We start from the raw sequence: 14,101 nt of genomic DNA on the forward strand, positions 1-14,101 counted from the left end.
TGGGCAGAGAACGTGGCATAATGATTAATGGCTGCTTTTTCTGCCCAATTTATTTGTACATATGGAAAACAAAAGAGGGAACGACGATGAAACGAACAGTAATTATGATTGTAATGATCGCCACACTATTTACAGGGATGATTTTCTTCTCTTATGCTCACAGACAACAAGCTGTAAAAGCAGATCAACCTAGTATTACTGGGCAATACGGGATTACAATCGATGCAGACACAGGTGAAACTTTGTATGGAAAACGGGAAGATGAGCGCTCTTATCCGGCTAGTATAGGGAAAATGATGACTACCTTACTCTTACTAGAGAATGTGAAAGAATATGAAGAAATTACGGTTACAGAGAATGCGATTAAAACGGAAAGTCAAAGTAAGAAGATTAAGCTTCGCGCGGGTGAAAAGTTAAAACGTGATGAGGCATTAAAACTTATGCTTATTATTAGTGCAGACCCAATTGCTGAGTCAATCGCTGAACATATTGCGGGATCAAAAGAAGAGTTTGTGAAAATGATGAATGCTAGAGCGAAGGAACTTGGTACAAAACATGCGACTTTCAAAAATGCAAGTGGTGCTGATGCACTTGGAAATAAAGTATCACCTTATGACATTGCTATTATTACGAAAGAAGCATTAAAGTATCCAATTGTTTTAGATTATATGAATTCAACCCATACTACTCTACACACTTCAGAGCGCTCTCCAAAAATTGCAAACTATGGACGAGAAGAACTATATGACGATCCATATGCGATTGGAAGTAAAAGCGGTTTATCAGCACTCGGAAAATACACAGTCGTAACAGTTGATGAAAAAGACGGTAAACGCGTCATTAACGTCGTGTTATCTTCTACTCGTACACAGCTATACCCTGACACGAAGAAAATGGCGAACTACGCATTTCAGCAATTAAAATAACCAAGGAGTATTTTCTCCTTGGTTATTTTTTAATCATACCTTTTAATACGAACGCAACGTTTGCTGGACGTTCTGCTAGACGACGCATGAAATAGCCATACCAGTCGTTTCCATAAGGTACGTAAACGCGCATTTTGTAGCCTTCTTTTACTAGCTCAAGTTGACGCTCTGTACGAATACCAAATAACATTTGGAATTCAAATTGATCCCTTGGAATGTTATGTTCTTCGGCAAGTTTTTTTGTATATTCAATAATCGCTTCGTCATGTGAAGCAATTGCAGTGTAATTTCCATTTAATAAGTGCATTTTAATAATTTTTTTATAATTATCATCTACATCTTTCTTTTCCGGGAACGCTACTTCTTCAGGTTCTTTATAGGCCCCTTTTACAAGACGTAAATTAGGATTATAAGCGTTTAAATCTTCCATATCCTTTTCTGTACGATATAAGTAAGCTTGAATAACAGTACCAATATTATCGTATTCAGATTTTAATTGTTTAAAGATATCAATTGTTTTTCCGCAGCGCGTATAGTCTTCCATATCAATTGTAATAAACACACCATTTTCTTTTCCAGCTTCTAAAATACGGCGCATATTGTTCATTACGATTTCATCAGAGATATCTAATCCCATAGAAGTCATCTTTAAAGAAAGCTGCGAATTAAGACCTTCTCTTCCAATTGCACGAATCGCTTCAATCGATTCGCTAGCCATTTCATTTGCTTCCGCTTCGTTATCAACGAATTCACCTAAATAATCGATTGTTACACAAAGACCTTGCTTATTTAATGCTTTAATTGCAGCTGTCGCTAATTCAATCGTTTCCCCTGCGACGAAGCGACCTGCACCAAAGCGTAAACCGTACTTTTTAGCCAGTTTTGTTAGCGCTTTATTTTTAGATAAGAAAAGAAACGAATTTCGCATTAATTGTTCCATGTAATTCACCCCTACGACTATAATTTATCTGTTTTTTACCCCTCTTCGGAATTATATCATTGTTTAAAATTATTTGATACAAATAATTATTTAGATAATTTATAAAATACTATCAAAACATTTAAAACTCTATATTCTCGTTTGTAAATATGAAGAAAATATTTTTCGACATTCAGAAAAAACGGGTTTACTAGGGAAAAAATGAGCATGCCGAAAATATTCGACATGCTCACAAAACCATTTATATTTCATGTAAATTATATAAGGATATTAATAACAAAAACTTGAGGTAACATTATCTCAAGCCTTCTTACTTCTCATTTCGCTTCTCATCATTCAGCTTTTTAATATTCGTAATTAACTGTACCATCTCTTCTTTTGCATCTGGATACGTCTCATTCCAATGTTTCACTAAAGCTGGCATCGTCTTAGCCATATAAGAATAAAGTGCCCATTTCTGTACCTGCTCTTTTCGCTCTTCGTTGCTCTCTCCAAGTAATAGTTCCGTGTATTTCTCTAGCAAGCCATCAAACTGCTCATTAAACTTTTCACTCATCTTATTTTCCTCCTATATGAAAAAAGCAGCGAAGATCGCTGCTTTTTCTTATAATTTTGATTGAACAGAGTTTAATTTCTTCTCCATCGTACTTACTTTATCACGGCGATCATCGATACGAATTGTTGTCGCAACGCGCTGTGCACCTTTCGTGTATGGAACTTCATGCATTTGTTGAATGACTTCTAAAATGACAGGAAGATCTCCTTCAATTACTGTATTCATCGGTGTTAATTGATACTTCACGCGATCAGCATTTTTCTCTAGTACCTTTTGTACTTCTGCTACATATTCACTAACACTTGGATTACCTGTTCCTACTGGAATAATCGATACATCAACAATTGCCATAATAATCTTCCTCCTATTACTGCTTCTTATATATCCATTGTCTATTTTACCGAAATCCTCATCATTTTACTAATACGTTACTCTTCTACTTTAAACTGCTCAACCAATCTTTCTAAGTCCTGCATATTCCCTGTCAAACTTTCCATCGTATGAGCTACTTTTTCTAAATGATTCACTTGTGACTCAGTTGCTGCATTTACCTCTTCAGAAACAGCCGCACTCTCTTGACTCGTACTAGCAATTGTTTGCATAACTTCTGTAATTTCTTCTTGCTCGTGACCTATGTTATTTACCTCTTCTACAATTTTTTCAACTGAGGTACTAATAGTATTTACAACTGATATAATTGTGCGGAATTCTGTCTCCGCCTCTGTCGTAACTTTATTTTGTATATCCGCAATGTCTTTCAATTTACTTACAACTTCTACAACTCGTTTTACTTCTAACTGCACATCGCTAATCATTATTGCAATCTCACCCGTTGCCTCTTTTGATTGTTCAGCTAATTTCCGAACCTCTTCCGCAACAACAGCAAAGCCCTTACCTTGCTCACCTGCACGTGCTGCTTCAATTGAAGCATTTAAAGCCAGTAAATTCGTTTGATCCGAAAGACCTTTTATAAGTTCTACCACATTTTGAATCGATCCAACCCTTTGCTCTAACTTACCGGATGCTTCTTCCGTATGAACAACGATAGAAGATGATTGTTCTCTTGTACGAACTAAATTTCGCATCGTATTTAATCCTTGCTTAGATGCCTCTTCAGCTTTGCCAGCCACTCCTTTTATTTCACCAACGGAGTTATTCATTTGTTCCACTGACTGCGCCATATTCTCGAGCTGTTCTGAAACTTCATCTACACTATTAGCAAGAGTAGACGCGCCTCCGCTCACATCATCCATTGCACCTGAAACTTCTCTACTAGCTGCTACAGTTTCATTCGTTAAATAATGCAGATTGTGAGTCGATTGCTGTACTGTCGATACACTATTTTTAATTTCACTTACCATTTCATTCATTTGCTCAACCATATCATTAAAGTGAGTCGTAAGCGTACCAACCTCATCTTTACTTGTCACCTTCATTTGTAGTGTTAAATCACCTTCCGCTACTTTTTGAACGTGATTTTTTAATAGTTGTAATGGCCTTGCTAATCTTCTTGAGAACAAGTAGGAAGCTATGATTCCAACTAACAAGCTAATACATGCCATTATAATGACTGTATTTCTTGTTTCTATTAGTAAGTTATCAATGGACTCTTTCGGATATACAATCCCGATTTTCCATTTCATCTTATCAAACAATTGACTATAGGCTACTACATCTTTTCCACCTAATGTCGCCGCCGCAAATTTCGTTTCATCTTTATTTAAACTTTTAACAAGTGGTTCTTTCGAAACATCTTTTCCTACTTTCTCCGGGTACACAATGGCAATATTTTTATCATTTATAACAAACATTTCTCCGCCATTATTATATTGAATATTATGGAGTAGCTTTTGAATCGTTCCTAGTGATACATCCATTGCTACAACACCTAACACAGAACCATCTTGTCCGACAATGGCTTTTGAAACTCCAATACTTAACTTACCCGTCGCGATTTCATATTGTGGTTCTCCCCAAATAGTCGATTCTGTAGCTGCTTCTGACGCTTTATACCAAGGGCGACTCGTCGGATCATATCCTTCTGGAACTGTCCCACCATCTGCAAGATTTGCACTCAACGTTTTTTTATCTTTCGTCCCAATGTAGACATCTAAAATATCAGGATGATTCTTTTTAAACCTTGAAAATTCCTTTAAAATAAAACTCTCCTCTTCTGGAGTAACCCCATCTTGTAGCATGTTTTGAATATCATCATGAGATCCATAATGACCCATATCTTCTTCAATTCGCTGCATAAATGCAGTTAACTGCTCTGTCACAAGATCCATCGTATTTTCAGAATACTGGTCTAAGGAGTGTGTTTCTTTCTCTTTTTGCAATTGATACACAGCTGTACCTAATATTACAAACATCATAGAAATAAGTACCGAAAATACTACTGCAATTTTTAAACGTAAACTTCTCAACATATTCCCTCAAGCATCCCCTTCTCGGTAAAATTTAATCGTATTAATCAATATATTAAGTATAATAGATAAATCGGAAAGCTCAATCCATATAGTTTTAAAAATTGAAATTTATTCTCATTTCAATCAACTTACTTGTTATCTCAACACTTGTGTAAAAACAAATAGTTCATTATCCTTAACATATAATCTCATTCGTTCGGAGGGAACTATGCTACAAAAATTCGGTTTCTCACAATATGAAAGCCAAGCTTATGAAGTTGTCGTATCAAGCAATGACCCATTAGATGCAACAACTATCGTTAAACATTCAGGTGTTCCAAAAGCAAAAATATACGAAGTGTTAGCACGACTCATTGATAAAGGGATGGTAATGGATTCTGTTTCTGAAAAGAAAAAATTGTATACAGCATTACCACTCAAGCTAGCAATTGAAAAGTTAACGACAGAATTCCAATCTAATATTCAAGAACTTGAAAATAATATTTCTAAAAAGTCATTTACAGATGACCGCGTTTGGAGTTTAAAAATGCAGTCTTCTATTAAAGTACAAAGTAGGCAACTTATAGAAGATGCCAAAGAATCCATACGCATCTCCGCATGGAATGATACCCTTTTAGAATATCTTCCTTTACTAGAACAAAAAGCAAAACAAGGCGTCCAAGTCGAGTCCCTCATAGTTGGAAAAGTGGAAACAGACTTAGAAAACATGCATTTTTTAATCCCAGCTCAAGAACCTAACGCATTAGAGCGTTACTTACTACTCATCGTTGACGATCGTGAAATTTTATTTGCTGGTGTAGAGCAAGAATCATGGCAAGCAATGAAAACAATGTCACAACCTTTCGTAAAGTTCTTTACGGAGTTCTTCTATCATGACGTTGCACTTGCGAAGATTACAGAGAAGCACCATGATCTCTTTATGGAAGATGAGGAAATTAAGGAATTGTTGATGAAGTTGAGGTATTAACAAATCCCAAAATTGATTCTACCATTTGAATAGATAATATAATTTCCCATACAAAAAAAGCTGTACCAAACGGAGTTTTACATACTCATTTGGTACAGCTCTTTTTTTACGCTTTCGCTAATTCAATTTTATGTAGTTGTTTTTTCGGATGGTTTTGATTTGTAAAGTTTACACCCAAACGAATAGACCATTTTACGATTTTTTTTGTTCCTTTATCTCCATCAACAGCTCAATAATCTTCTCATTTTGCTCCACTTGTTTCTCAGAATTTTGATAGATGAAACGAATCCATCTAAATACAAAAACAATCACAAATAACGGAAGTACTGTGAATATAAAACCAATAATTGAATAATCCATATACTATCACCTCGCTATATACTTCCTTCTTCATTTCTCTACTAACCCCTGCAATTTTTTACACAAAAAAGGAACCTATCAAACGATAGATTCTTCTTTCGTAAGCTGATTCGAGCGTCCTCTCGTAATAGAGAAAATCGCACAAAGTAGCGCCAATATAATAAAAACGCCACCTACCCAAGCGTTATATATAACAGATGATTTTTCAATAACAACTCCGCCCACTGTTGAACCAAGTGCAATTCCTAAATGAAGTGCAGAGTTATTTAAACCTTGCTGAATACCAGCTGATTCTGGTGCAATTTCAATTAAATAGTTTTGCTGCGCTGGTGAAATCGCCCAGCTCAGCATACTCCAAAGCCCCATCATAATGATGAAGAGCGGGAATGAGAATGTCATCATCGGCAATATAAAGATTGCACATGCAAATACGATAATGATGGAAATAATACTTTTCTTCGATCCCCATTTATCAGCAAGCCAGCCGCCAAGGCCACCTCCAAGTACCGCTGCAATTCCGAAAATAAAGTAAAACACACTAATCCAATTTGCTTCAACATGCATCACATCTTTTAAAAACGGCGTTAAATATGCGTATAGCGTTAAATGACCTGTTAAAAATAAAAATGATGTTAACTGTGCACTTACAATTTTTTTATCCTTTAACGTAGCAATTTGTTCTCTTATTGATAATACTGATGCCGGGGGTACTTTCGTTAAGAATAATGAAATACAAGCAATCGCCATAACAGTTAATATTGAAATTAATACAAATGGTGCACGCCATCCATATGCATTTCCGAGCACAAGACCTAGCGGTACTCCAAGTACGAGTGATCCACTAATCCCCATGAAAATGATTCCAATTGCACGCGCACGGAAATGCGGTTCTACTACACTAGAAGCAAGTGTTACCGATAGTGCAATAATAAGCGATCCACTCGCTGCACAAATCACTCTCGAGAACATTAACATCCCGTAATTCACACTAAATGCCGAAACGATATTTCCAATTAAGAAAATTGATAATGCCACAACATACAATTCCTTTCTTTCAAACTTGCCTGTTAATGCTAATAAAACTGGTCCTGATAGAGCGAATACTACTGAAAATATTGTAATAAGCTGACCCGCTGCACTAATCGACACACCTAAATCATTGGCAACTAAATCAAGCGTTCCTCCTATAATTAGCTCAACCGTTCCGACTACAAAAGCCGCAATAGCTAAAATATATACACGAAAATTCAAGTCTTTCCCCACACTTTCTCTTTTGGTTACTACTATTATAGTAACCAAAAGAGAAAGTGGACGCAAGTACAATTTTTTTACAGCAAAAAAGGCAGGCGTATTATACGCCTGCCCTTCAATCATTAAACTCCAGTTTCTTTCTTCTTATTTAAGTACCAATACACCGGAAGTCCTGTAAATACCATTCCAATCGATAAGAAACAACTTACCGGATCGTTAATAATCGCACTTCCAAGTACAAACAATGACCCTAAAATCGCAACGATTGGTACAATCGGGAATAACGGTACACTATATGCACGCTCTTTATCCTTGTTACGTCTTCGTAAAATGAAGACACCAATAAACGTCATTACGTAGAAAATATAAATAATGAATACGGAAATCTCAGATAGCTTATTCGGATCACTAATAAGCATTAAAATAATTCCTAAAATGATTTCAACAGTAATCGCATTTGCTGGTGTTTTAAATCTCGAATTTTCTTTTGCAATAAACTTAGAAAACGGAAGGTGTCCACGCTCTGCCATCGACATCGGAATACGCGGGAACGTTAAAATCTTTCCATTTAAACAGCCGAAAATAGAAATGATAATACCGATACTAATAATCTTCCCGCCATATTCTCCAAGTAACATGCCTGCAGCTGTCGCTGTTGCATTTTCTCCAAGGTCCACAATTTTCGTTGCTGGTAATACATTTAATAACGCTAAGTTAATTAATACGTAAGCAGCAGTTACAATTAAAATACCAACTGTCATTGCCTTTGGTAATAACTTTGTTGGGTTCTTCATTTCTCCGCCAATAGAAGCGAGTAAAATCCAACCATCATAAGCAAATAAAGTTGCTAAAATTGCCATCCCGATACTTTGATTTTCTGATATCGGTACAACTACGTTGAAGATATCACTATTCCCTTTCCAAAACCCTAGCACAACAATTAATATAATCGGAATCATCTTCCCAACTGTCGTAACCGTTTGGACGATGCCCCCATATTTTGTTCCCAAACTATTTATAACGCCTAGGAACACAACTGTTCCAATTGCGATTGGTAAATTCCAGACTTTATCTAAATAGAAAAAATTAATCATTAAAGAACTAAAATACAAACCTAACGTTCCAATAATAGCTGGTCCATAAACAATTGTTTGCATCCAGCCAGATAAATACCCCCAAAAACTTCCGTAAATCTCCTCTAAATACGTATACAACCCACCATTTTTCGGAATTTGCGCTCCAATTTCGGCTACTGTCAAACCACTTGCTAACGTCAACAGACCGCCAATTACCCAAGCAAAAATAGCCATATTAGAACTCCCTGAGTAATCTAATACGCTCCCTGGCTTCATAAACACACCAGACCCAATAATAGTTCCTACTACGATAGAAAGTGCTACTGTTAAACCAATTTTGTTTTTCTCATCATGATGCATGCTGCGTATCCTCCTTCCAATTCTAGTGTGATGCAAAAATGAAATAAAAAAACACTCCTCCCTAAAAAAGGGACGAGTGTTGTATTCGTGGTTCCACCCTTGTTTCAATTCGTAAAGTGACACACTTCACCAATTTCTCAAGTCTAAATAACGGTTTTTGCCGGCAAGCAATTACTAGATATCCGTTCACTGCTGCAGTTCAGAGGTGGTAATCGATTTTCCCGTATTAGGAAGCTCACAGCCAAAGGCCTCCCTCTCTGAGAATCGTAAAAAATTGATCATATCCTCATCATCACTTCTTGATGTCGAATTTTGTAGTTATTTCCCATTATATTGAATTGTTAGAAAAAATCAATATATTTTTTTATATAACATAAGAAATATTTCTCTCCTTATATTATAACAGAAGTTACCATTTTTCTCTAATTCCCTAAAAATGGTATAATCCATATAGGAGGTGTACTAATAATGATTGCTATTTTTTGTATCATCGCTACGGTTCTTTCTTTTATATTCGCTATCATGTATCGATATAAGTATCCTGGTTATAGCATTTTAGCGGTAACTATTATACCAGCCGCTTCCTTCTATATATTAGGTAAATACCAATATACTGAAGTGTTTGTCGGTTTTGCAATCTTCTACTGCATCTTTGGATACATACTAACAATGAAAAAGATTTCAATGAATCATTAAAAGGGACCGATTTCTGCTTACAGAAATCGGTCCTCGCATGCATCATATCCCTCGGTTGCCCACGCGAAAGATACGACATAGTTCAATTATTTATCTTCATTTTTCATAAAAAATTCATCCCGCATTAACGGGCAGTAAAACTCCCACCTCAAAATTCAGCAAATACAGGGTTGAAGGTGGAAGATTAACTGCCCGTAAAAGCCCGATTGGTGAAGGCTAATAATCAGTGGAAATGCACCACTGATTAAAGTTTCACTTTATGATTTGGAAGATCAACATTTAGTTCCGCTAATTGTTTCTTTTCATTTTCTAGAATCGCTTTCGCTTTTTCTTTTGTCGCTTCATCTAATCCCGTAAAGATGTCTTCATGCTTCTCTTTCTCTGGGAGGTTTACGCCTAACTCTTTCAACTTCTCTTTCACTTGCTCACGTGTTAATGTTCCAGACTTCCCTTGCTCTAAAATCGACTTCGCTTTTTCTTTTGTCGCCTCATCTAAGTTTGTAAACATATCACCATGCTTACCTTTCTCTGGGAGGTTTACGCCTAATTCTTTCAACTTCTCTTTCACTTGCTCACGTGTTAATGTTCCAGACTTCCCTTGCTCTAAAATTGACTTCGCTTTTTCTTTCGCCTGATCATCTAATCCTGCAAACATTTCTTTGTGCTTACCCTTCTCTGGGGATTTCACACCTAGTTTTGTTAATTCCTCTTTTGCTTGCTCACGAGTTAATGCTCCAGACTTCTCTTGCTCTAAAATTGACTTCGCTTTTTCTTTCGCCTGATCATCTAATCCTGCAAACATGTCCTTGTGCTTACCCTTCTCTGGGAATTTCACACCTAGTTCCTCTAACTGTTTCTTTGTATCGTCCATAATCGTTTTTACTTTTTGTTTTGTAGCCTCATCTAAATTCTTCTTTGCAGTTCCTTTTGTAACTTGCTCAGCTGCTGGAGTATTAGTTGCCGCAAACGCTGGTATGCAGGCTCCTCCTATAATTCCAAATGATAAAGCACCTGCAATTGCTACATACCCAACTGTTTTTTTCTTCATAGGAAATTTCCTCCTTCATATTTCTAAAGCATGTACACGTTCGTATACAATGCCAATAGTAATGTTGATTTCTTAAAATTTCCTTAACGACTTAACAAAAAAACACCGCTCATCACGAGCGGCGTTTTTTCTAAGCTTTTTGTAATTGTAATTCTTCACGTTCCATTATTTTTCTTAATACAATTGTTTGTGTCATTGTAAATAAATTACCTGTAATCCAATACAGCACAAGTCCTGACGGTGCGGCAATACCCATAAACAAAATCATTGCTGGCATCATAATTTGCTGTATTTTCAGCATTTGTACTTGCTCTCCAGGCGTTATATTTGATTGGAACACTTTCATTTGAATAAATGTTGTTAACGCTGCGATAATCGGTAATATATGATATGGATCTGCATGTCCTAGGTTCACCCATAAAAATGAAGATGTACGAATCTCTTCAGTTCGGCTAATCGCATAATACAAAGCAGAGAAAATCGGCATTTGTATAAAGATTGGCCAGCATCCAGCTAACGGATTCCAACCGCCTGATTTCATTAGTTCTGACATTTCTTTTTGATACTGCTTTTGTTTTTCAAGATCTTTACCCACATCACCGTATTTCTGTTTCAGCTTCTGTAATTCAGGTTGCATTTTTTTCATTTTCGCTTGGCTACGATATTGCGAAACAGCTAATGGAATCATCGCTGAACGAACAACAAGCGTAATGATAATGATTGCAATCCCGAAGCTAGCTCCAGGTATATGATGAGCAACAAATTGAATCATAAATGAGATTGGATATACGAAATAATGGTTCCAAATTCCCGTACTATGTGAATCAATTGTACCTGCATTACTGCAGCCAGATAAAACAAAAACAAGTAATAATGATAAACTAATGAGCCTAGCTCGGTATGATTTTAACATGTTCATTCCTCCAATGTTTCGTAATTAATTAGCGAAACATTGGTGTATACGGACCTACCTCGTCACTCTCTCCACTCGATTCTTGTCTGCGGACAGAACGAATCATTCCATATTTATAAAAAATAGAAAATAGCGGTACATTTCTTGTACCCTCTTCACATGTATCAACTAGTTTAAAAGCTCTCTGTCTACCGCTCGATGCTTGCTGACGCACAAAGCGAGACACGTTAGCAAGAAAAAAGACTTCTAATACACAAAGCGCTGTCGTTACAAACGATATATATAGAATTGCATCCTGCAATAAAAATTCCATCGCTTCACATCCTTAATAAAGTCATTTTAGCACATTCCACAAACATTCTCTATTTCCTTTTATTTTCAAAAAAGAATTTTGCATATTTTCTCAAAAAATTATACTAGAAAACTAATGTATTCGCTTTCTTTAGTATATTCACACGTATCTTTGAATAGGTTTAATTTGTTAGAAATTTATAAAATTTTTTTATTATAATAAAACTATTGCCAGTTTTTGAAAAAAGCTTTATTCTCTTCTTGTAATCAAAAATGAATATGGAGATGAAACATACTATGGGTCAACTAGGAGACGCCGATTACGTTCCCGACACCGCCTTTTTATCCTTCCCAGCAGCTAAAACATTTCACTTAGAATTTATGATACAGTTAGTTGTTATTTTTATAGCTTCTATTTTGTATGCAATTTCTATGAATATGTTTTTTATCCCGCATAATATGATTAGCGGTGGGTTCGCTGGTGTAGGGATGATTATCGGTTATTTAATGCACTACAATATCGGAGCACTTATCTTTTTACTAAACATTCCGCTTCTTATTTTAAGTCACTTTTACTTAGGTAAGAAGACAACCTTTTTAACGGCATACTTTGTAGCTGTATCATCTTTAGCGATGAACATTATCCCAGTACACCAAGTTTCAGACGATATTTTACTGTCTTCTGTATTCGGTGGTGTCATCTGCGGTGCTGCCTCAGGAATCATATTCCGATTTGCTTCTTCAACAGGTGGTTTTGATGTTGTTGGATTGATTGTAGCGAAACATCGCGATGTTTCAATTGGAGCAATCATCTTTGGATTCAACTTACTCTTACTTGTTGCAGCAGGATTTATTTTCGGATGGGATATTACGCTTTATACGTTAATTAGTCGGTTTGTAGTCAGCAAAGTAATTGATGCCGTGCATACAAAACATATTAAATTAACGATAATGACAATTACAGAAAAAGGTGAGGAAATAAAAAGCTCACTATTACATCACGGCATACGTGGCGTAACAATGGTAGATGCTGTCGGCGGCTATACAAACCATAAGAAAAAAATGATTTACACTGTCGTAACTCGCTACGAGTTGGGCGAAATGAAACGTATTATCCGCCAAGTGGATAATAAAGCATTTATGAACATTACTGAAACAGTTGAAATTGTCGGCCGTTTCAAACGTATATAAAAAAGCGCAAGGAACTACAATTCCTTGCGCTTTTTAATTTTTACACTTATTACAAAATCAGATAATTCTATAATTGTGCCCCTAAATGTGTTATAATGAAAGCAGACTTACAAAAAAGAGTATATAGACTTGGAAGTTTCTCTTATTTTTATAAGCAAAAAGAAACGAGCAGTCGGGTATATTTCAGACACCATACACGTAACGGTTTTCCAAAAGCCGTTCATCTTAGTTATTCTTCACTGATCTTTTTATAAAAAGATACGTACAACTAAAATTCACTTCAATATACTATACCTACCTTTTTGACTTCCAAATCATCTTATTACATAAGGAGATGAACATATGAATCAATATATACGATACACACTAGCTGTCCTATTTGCCATCGTCGGCGGTGCAATCTGTTTCTGGACAAACACTGAGCTTGGAGAGAATATCATTTTTAATGGAATCGAAACCCTTGTAAGCGCTTCAATTTTAGGCGGATACATTTTCTTCCTCTTCAATCCAGAAGAAAATGCTCAAAAAACAATGTTATTAACAATGATCGGAATCGTTGGCGGATGTATTTCCTACTCAATGACAAACTATACATTACCACTTCAATTAAGCTCAGCTTTCTTCCACGGTCTATGGACTTGGTTTATCGCATTCTGCCTAGCAGACGTATTCAACCTATTACAAGACCACGAAGAAGAAAATGGTCAACAAATTGAAAGCAACTCTTAAGCTGGAAGATACTCTTCCAGCTTTTTTGTTTGCTATTCTCTCTGTGCATACCCCGGTTAGTACTTTCAGGAATATATCAGCGATTTTTCAAATATATCGACCGTTTCTACACTTATATCGGCGGTTTTTTCATTATATCGACGGTTCGACACAGTATATCGATTTACCGACATCCTTCGACATCCCAAAAGCACAACATACCCTATCCCCCAAGCAACTTACTACCGAACTCCACGATTAAAAAGATAACTAAAAGAATCGCAAGTATCTTTAATGCTACATACGTCACTTTAAAAACAGCATAAATGAGCAAGACTAGCAAAATAATCGTTAAGATTTCCATATATAATTCCTCCAAGCTTTGTTCT

Annotated in this window: 16 protein-coding genes and 1 other annotated feature; of the genes, 5 read left to right on the forward strand and 11 right to left on the reverse strand. The window is 36.1% G+C overall.

What is annotated here, in order from left to right; genetic code table 11:
* Positions 1 to 86: 86 nt before the first annotated feature.
* Positions 87 to 926 (forward strand): D-alanyl-D-alanine carboxypeptidase family protein, encoded by an 840-nt coding sequence (locus tag MKX77_RS24465; RefSeq protein ID WP_341308038.1) that lies wholly within the window; start codon positions 87 to 89, stop codon positions 924 to 926.
* A gap of 22 nt (positions 927 to 948) precedes the next feature.
* Here the strand turns inward: MKX77_RS24465 and MKX77_RS24470 are convergent, their stop codons facing one another.
* The 4 genes from MKX77_RS24470 to MKX77_RS24485 all read right to left on the reverse strand — a co-directional run bounded on the left by MKX77_RS24470 (position 949) and on the right by MKX77_RS24485 (position 4,851).
* Positions 949 to 1,866 carry a proline dehydrogenase family protein gene (locus tag MKX77_RS24470; protein ID WP_002112697.1) on the reverse strand — a complete coding sequence of 306 codons (918 nt, stop codon included), beginning with the start codon at positions 1,864 to 1,866 and terminating at the stop codon, positions 949 to 951.
* A 310-nt stretch (positions 1,867 to 2,176) separates the two neighbouring features.
* Positions 2,177 to 2,422, reverse strand: coding sequence for a YusU family protein (locus MKX77_RS24475; RefSeq protein ID WP_001290599.1), 246 nt, complete (start codon positions 2,420 to 2,422; stop codon positions 2,177 to 2,179).
* A 48-nt stretch (positions 2,423 to 2,470) separates the two neighbouring features.
* The gene (locus tag MKX77_RS24480; RefSeq protein WP_002089423.1) at positions 2,471 to 2,773 is read right to left on the reverse strand and encodes an MTH1187 family thiamine-binding protein; all 303 of its coding nucleotides are present in this window, start codon (positions 2,771 to 2,773) and stop codon (positions 2,471 to 2,473) included.
* Positions 2,774 to 2,850: 77 nt separating this feature from the next.
* Positions 2,851 to 4,851: a methyl-accepting chemotaxis protein gene (locus MKX77_RS24485; protein ID WP_341308039.1), complete on the reverse strand. Its 2,001-nt coding sequence runs from the start codon at positions 4,849 to 4,851 to the stop codon at positions 2,851 to 2,853.
* Between the two features lie 208 nt (positions 4,852 to 5,059).
* Between MKX77_RS24485 and MKX77_RS24490 the strand changes: the two genes are divergently transcribed.
* Positions 5,060 to 5,818 (forward strand): TrmB family transcriptional regulator, encoded by a 759-nt coding sequence (locus tag MKX77_RS24490; protein WP_341308040.1) that lies wholly within the window; start codon positions 5,060 to 5,062, stop codon positions 5,816 to 5,818.
* A gap of 192 nt (positions 5,819 to 6,010) precedes the next feature.
* On the opposite strand, the gene MKX77_RS24495 is transcribed toward MKX77_RS24490, so the two are convergent.
* From MKX77_RS24495 to MKX77_RS24505, 3 genes are all read right to left on the reverse strand, one after another.
* Entirely contained in the window at positions 6,011 to 6,178 is a 168-nt protein-coding gene (locus MKX77_RS24495; RefSeq protein ID WP_215554642.1) for a hypothetical protein, read from the reverse strand.
* A gap of 78 nt (positions 6,179 to 6,256) precedes the next feature.
* On the reverse strand, positions 6,257 to 7,552 hold the full coding sequence (locus tag MKX77_RS24500; protein ID WP_341308041.1) for an MFS transporter: 1,296 nt from the start codon (positions 7,550 to 7,552) through the stop codon (positions 6,257 to 6,259).
* A complete protein-coding gene (locus MKX77_RS24505; RefSeq protein ID WP_215554644.1) occupies positions 7,552 to 8,865 on the reverse strand; it encodes an APC family permease in 1,314 nt (437 codons plus the stop codon). The genes MKX77_RS24500 and MKX77_RS24505 overlap by 1 nt, the downstream gene beginning before the upstream one ends.
* A gap of 65 nt (positions 8,866 to 8,930) precedes the next feature.
* Positions 8,931 to 9,167 (reverse strand) — a binding site (T-box leader).
* Between the two features lie 166 nt (positions 9,168 to 9,333).
* On the opposite strand from MKX77_RS24505, the gene MKX77_RS24510 reads away from it, so the two are divergent.
* Positions 9,334 to 9,561, forward strand: a complete 228-nt coding sequence (locus MKX77_RS24510; RefSeq protein ID WP_341308042.1) for a hypothetical protein — start codon at positions 9,334 to 9,336, stop codon at positions 9,559 to 9,561.
* 244 nt (positions 9,562 to 9,805) lie between these two features.
* Here the strand turns inward: MKX77_RS24510 and MKX77_RS24515 are convergent, their stop codons facing one another.
* From MKX77_RS24515 to MKX77_RS24525, 3 genes are all read right to left on the reverse strand, one after another.
* Positions 9,806 to 10,609 (reverse strand): hypothetical protein, encoded by an 804-nt coding sequence (locus tag MKX77_RS24515; protein ID WP_341308043.1) that lies wholly within the window; start codon positions 10,607 to 10,609, stop codon positions 9,806 to 9,808.
* A 130-nt stretch (positions 10,610 to 10,739) separates the two neighbouring features.
* The gene (locus tag MKX77_RS24520; RefSeq protein WP_002145018.1) at positions 10,740 to 11,522 is read right to left on the reverse strand and encodes a membrane protein insertase YidC; all 783 of its coding nucleotides are present in this window, start codon (positions 11,520 to 11,522) and stop codon (positions 10,740 to 10,742) included.
* A gap of 28 nt (positions 11,523 to 11,550) precedes the next feature.
* Positions 11,551 to 11,835 carry a hypothetical protein gene (locus MKX77_RS24525; RefSeq protein WP_002015967.1) on the reverse strand — a complete coding sequence of 95 codons (285 nt, stop codon included), beginning with the start codon at positions 11,833 to 11,835 and terminating at the stop codon, positions 11,551 to 11,553.
* A 275-nt stretch (positions 11,836 to 12,110) separates the two neighbouring features.
* Between MKX77_RS24525 and MKX77_RS24530 the strand changes: the two genes are divergently transcribed.
* Both MKX77_RS24530 and MKX77_RS24535 read left to right on the forward strand, forming a co-directional pair.
* The gene (locus MKX77_RS24530) at positions 12,111 to 13,004 is read left to right on the forward strand and encodes a YitT family protein (RefSeq protein WP_215554646.1); all 894 of its coding nucleotides are present in this window, start codon (positions 12,111 to 12,113) and stop codon (positions 13,002 to 13,004) included.
* A 342-nt stretch (positions 13,005 to 13,346) separates the two neighbouring features.
* On the forward strand, positions 13,347 to 13,733 hold the full coding sequence (locus MKX77_RS24535) for a DUF3938 domain-containing protein (protein ID WP_002112709.1): 387 nt from the start codon (positions 13,347 to 13,349) through the stop codon (positions 13,731 to 13,733).
* A 202-nt stretch (positions 13,734 to 13,935) separates the two neighbouring features.
* Here MKX77_RS24535 and MKX77_RS24540 read toward each other — a convergent pair whose 3' ends face one another.
* Positions 13,936 to 14,076, reverse strand: a complete 141-nt coding sequence (locus MKX77_RS24540) for a DUF3985 family protein (RefSeq protein WP_341308044.1) — start codon at positions 14,074 to 14,076, stop codon at positions 13,936 to 13,938.
* Positions 14,077 to 14,101: the final 25 nt, after the last annotated feature.

Origin of the sequence: Bacillus sp. FSL R9-9410 (assembly GCF_038050385.1) — a bacterium.
In the GTDB taxonomy this organism is placed as follows: domain Bacteria; phylum Bacillota; class Bacilli; order Bacillales; family Bacillaceae_G; genus Bacillus_A; species Bacillus_A cereus_U.

Bases quoted from the DNA above. Each gene is read 5' to 3' on its own strand.
- MKX77_RS24530 (WP_215554646.1), top strand. From the start codon at position 12,111: ATGGGTCAACTAGGAGACGCCGATTACGTTCCCGACACCGCCTTTTTA.
- MKX77_RS24540 (WP_341308044.1), bottom strand. From the start codon at position 14,076: ATGGAAATCTTAACGATTATTTTGCTAGTCTTGCTCATTTATGCTGTT.
- MKX77_RS24535 (WP_002112709.1), top strand. From the start codon at position 13,347: ATGAATCAATATATACGATACACACTAGCTGTCCTATTTGCCATCGTC.
- MKX77_RS24490 (WP_341308040.1), top strand. From the start codon at position 5,060: ATGCTACAAAAATTCGGTTTCTCACAATATGAAAGCCAAGCTTATGAA.
- MKX77_RS24520 (WP_002145018.1), bottom strand. From the start codon at position 11,522: ATGTTAAAATCATACCGAGCTAGGCTCATTAGTTTATCATTATTACTT.
- MKX77_RS24495 (WP_215554642.1), bottom strand. From the start codon at position 6,178: ATGGATTATTCAATTATTGGTTTTATATTCACAGTACTTCCGTTATTT.
- MKX77_RS24510 (WP_341308042.1), top strand. From the start codon at position 9,334: ATGATTGCTATTTTTTGTATCATCGCTACGGTTCTTTCTTTTATATTC.
- MKX77_RS24470 (WP_002112697.1), bottom strand. From the start codon at position 1,866: ATGGAACAATTAATGCGAAATTCGTTTCTTTTCTTATCTAAAAATAAA.
- MKX77_RS24500 (WP_341308041.1), bottom strand. From the start codon at position 7,552: ATGATTGAAGGGCAGGCGTATAATACGCCTGCCTTTTTTGCTGTAAAA.
- MKX77_RS24480 (WP_002089423.1), bottom strand. From the start codon at position 2,773: ATGGCAATTGTTGATGTATCGATTATTCCAGTAGGAACAGGTAATCCA.
- MKX77_RS24465 (WP_341308038.1), top strand. From the start codon at position 87: ATGAAACGAACAGTAATTATGATTGTAATGATCGCCACACTATTTACA.
- MKX77_RS24515 (WP_341308043.1), bottom strand. From the start codon at position 10,609: ATGAAGAAAAAAACAGTTGGGTATGTAGCAATTGCAGGTGCTTTATCA.
- MKX77_RS24485 (WP_341308039.1), bottom strand. From the start codon at position 4,851: ATGTTGAGAAGTTTACGTTTAAAAATTGCAGTAGTATTTTCGGTACTT.
- MKX77_RS24475 (WP_001290599.1), bottom strand. From the start codon at position 2,422: ATGAGTGAAAAGTTTAATGAGCAGTTTGATGGCTTGCTAGAGAAATAC.
- MKX77_RS24525 (WP_002015967.1), bottom strand. From the start codon at position 11,835: ATGGAATTTTTATTGCAGGATGCAATTCTATATATATCGTTTGTAACG.
- MKX77_RS24505 (WP_215554644.1), bottom strand. From the start codon at position 8,865: ATGCATCATGATGAGAAAAACAAAATTGGTTTAACAGTAGCACTTTCT.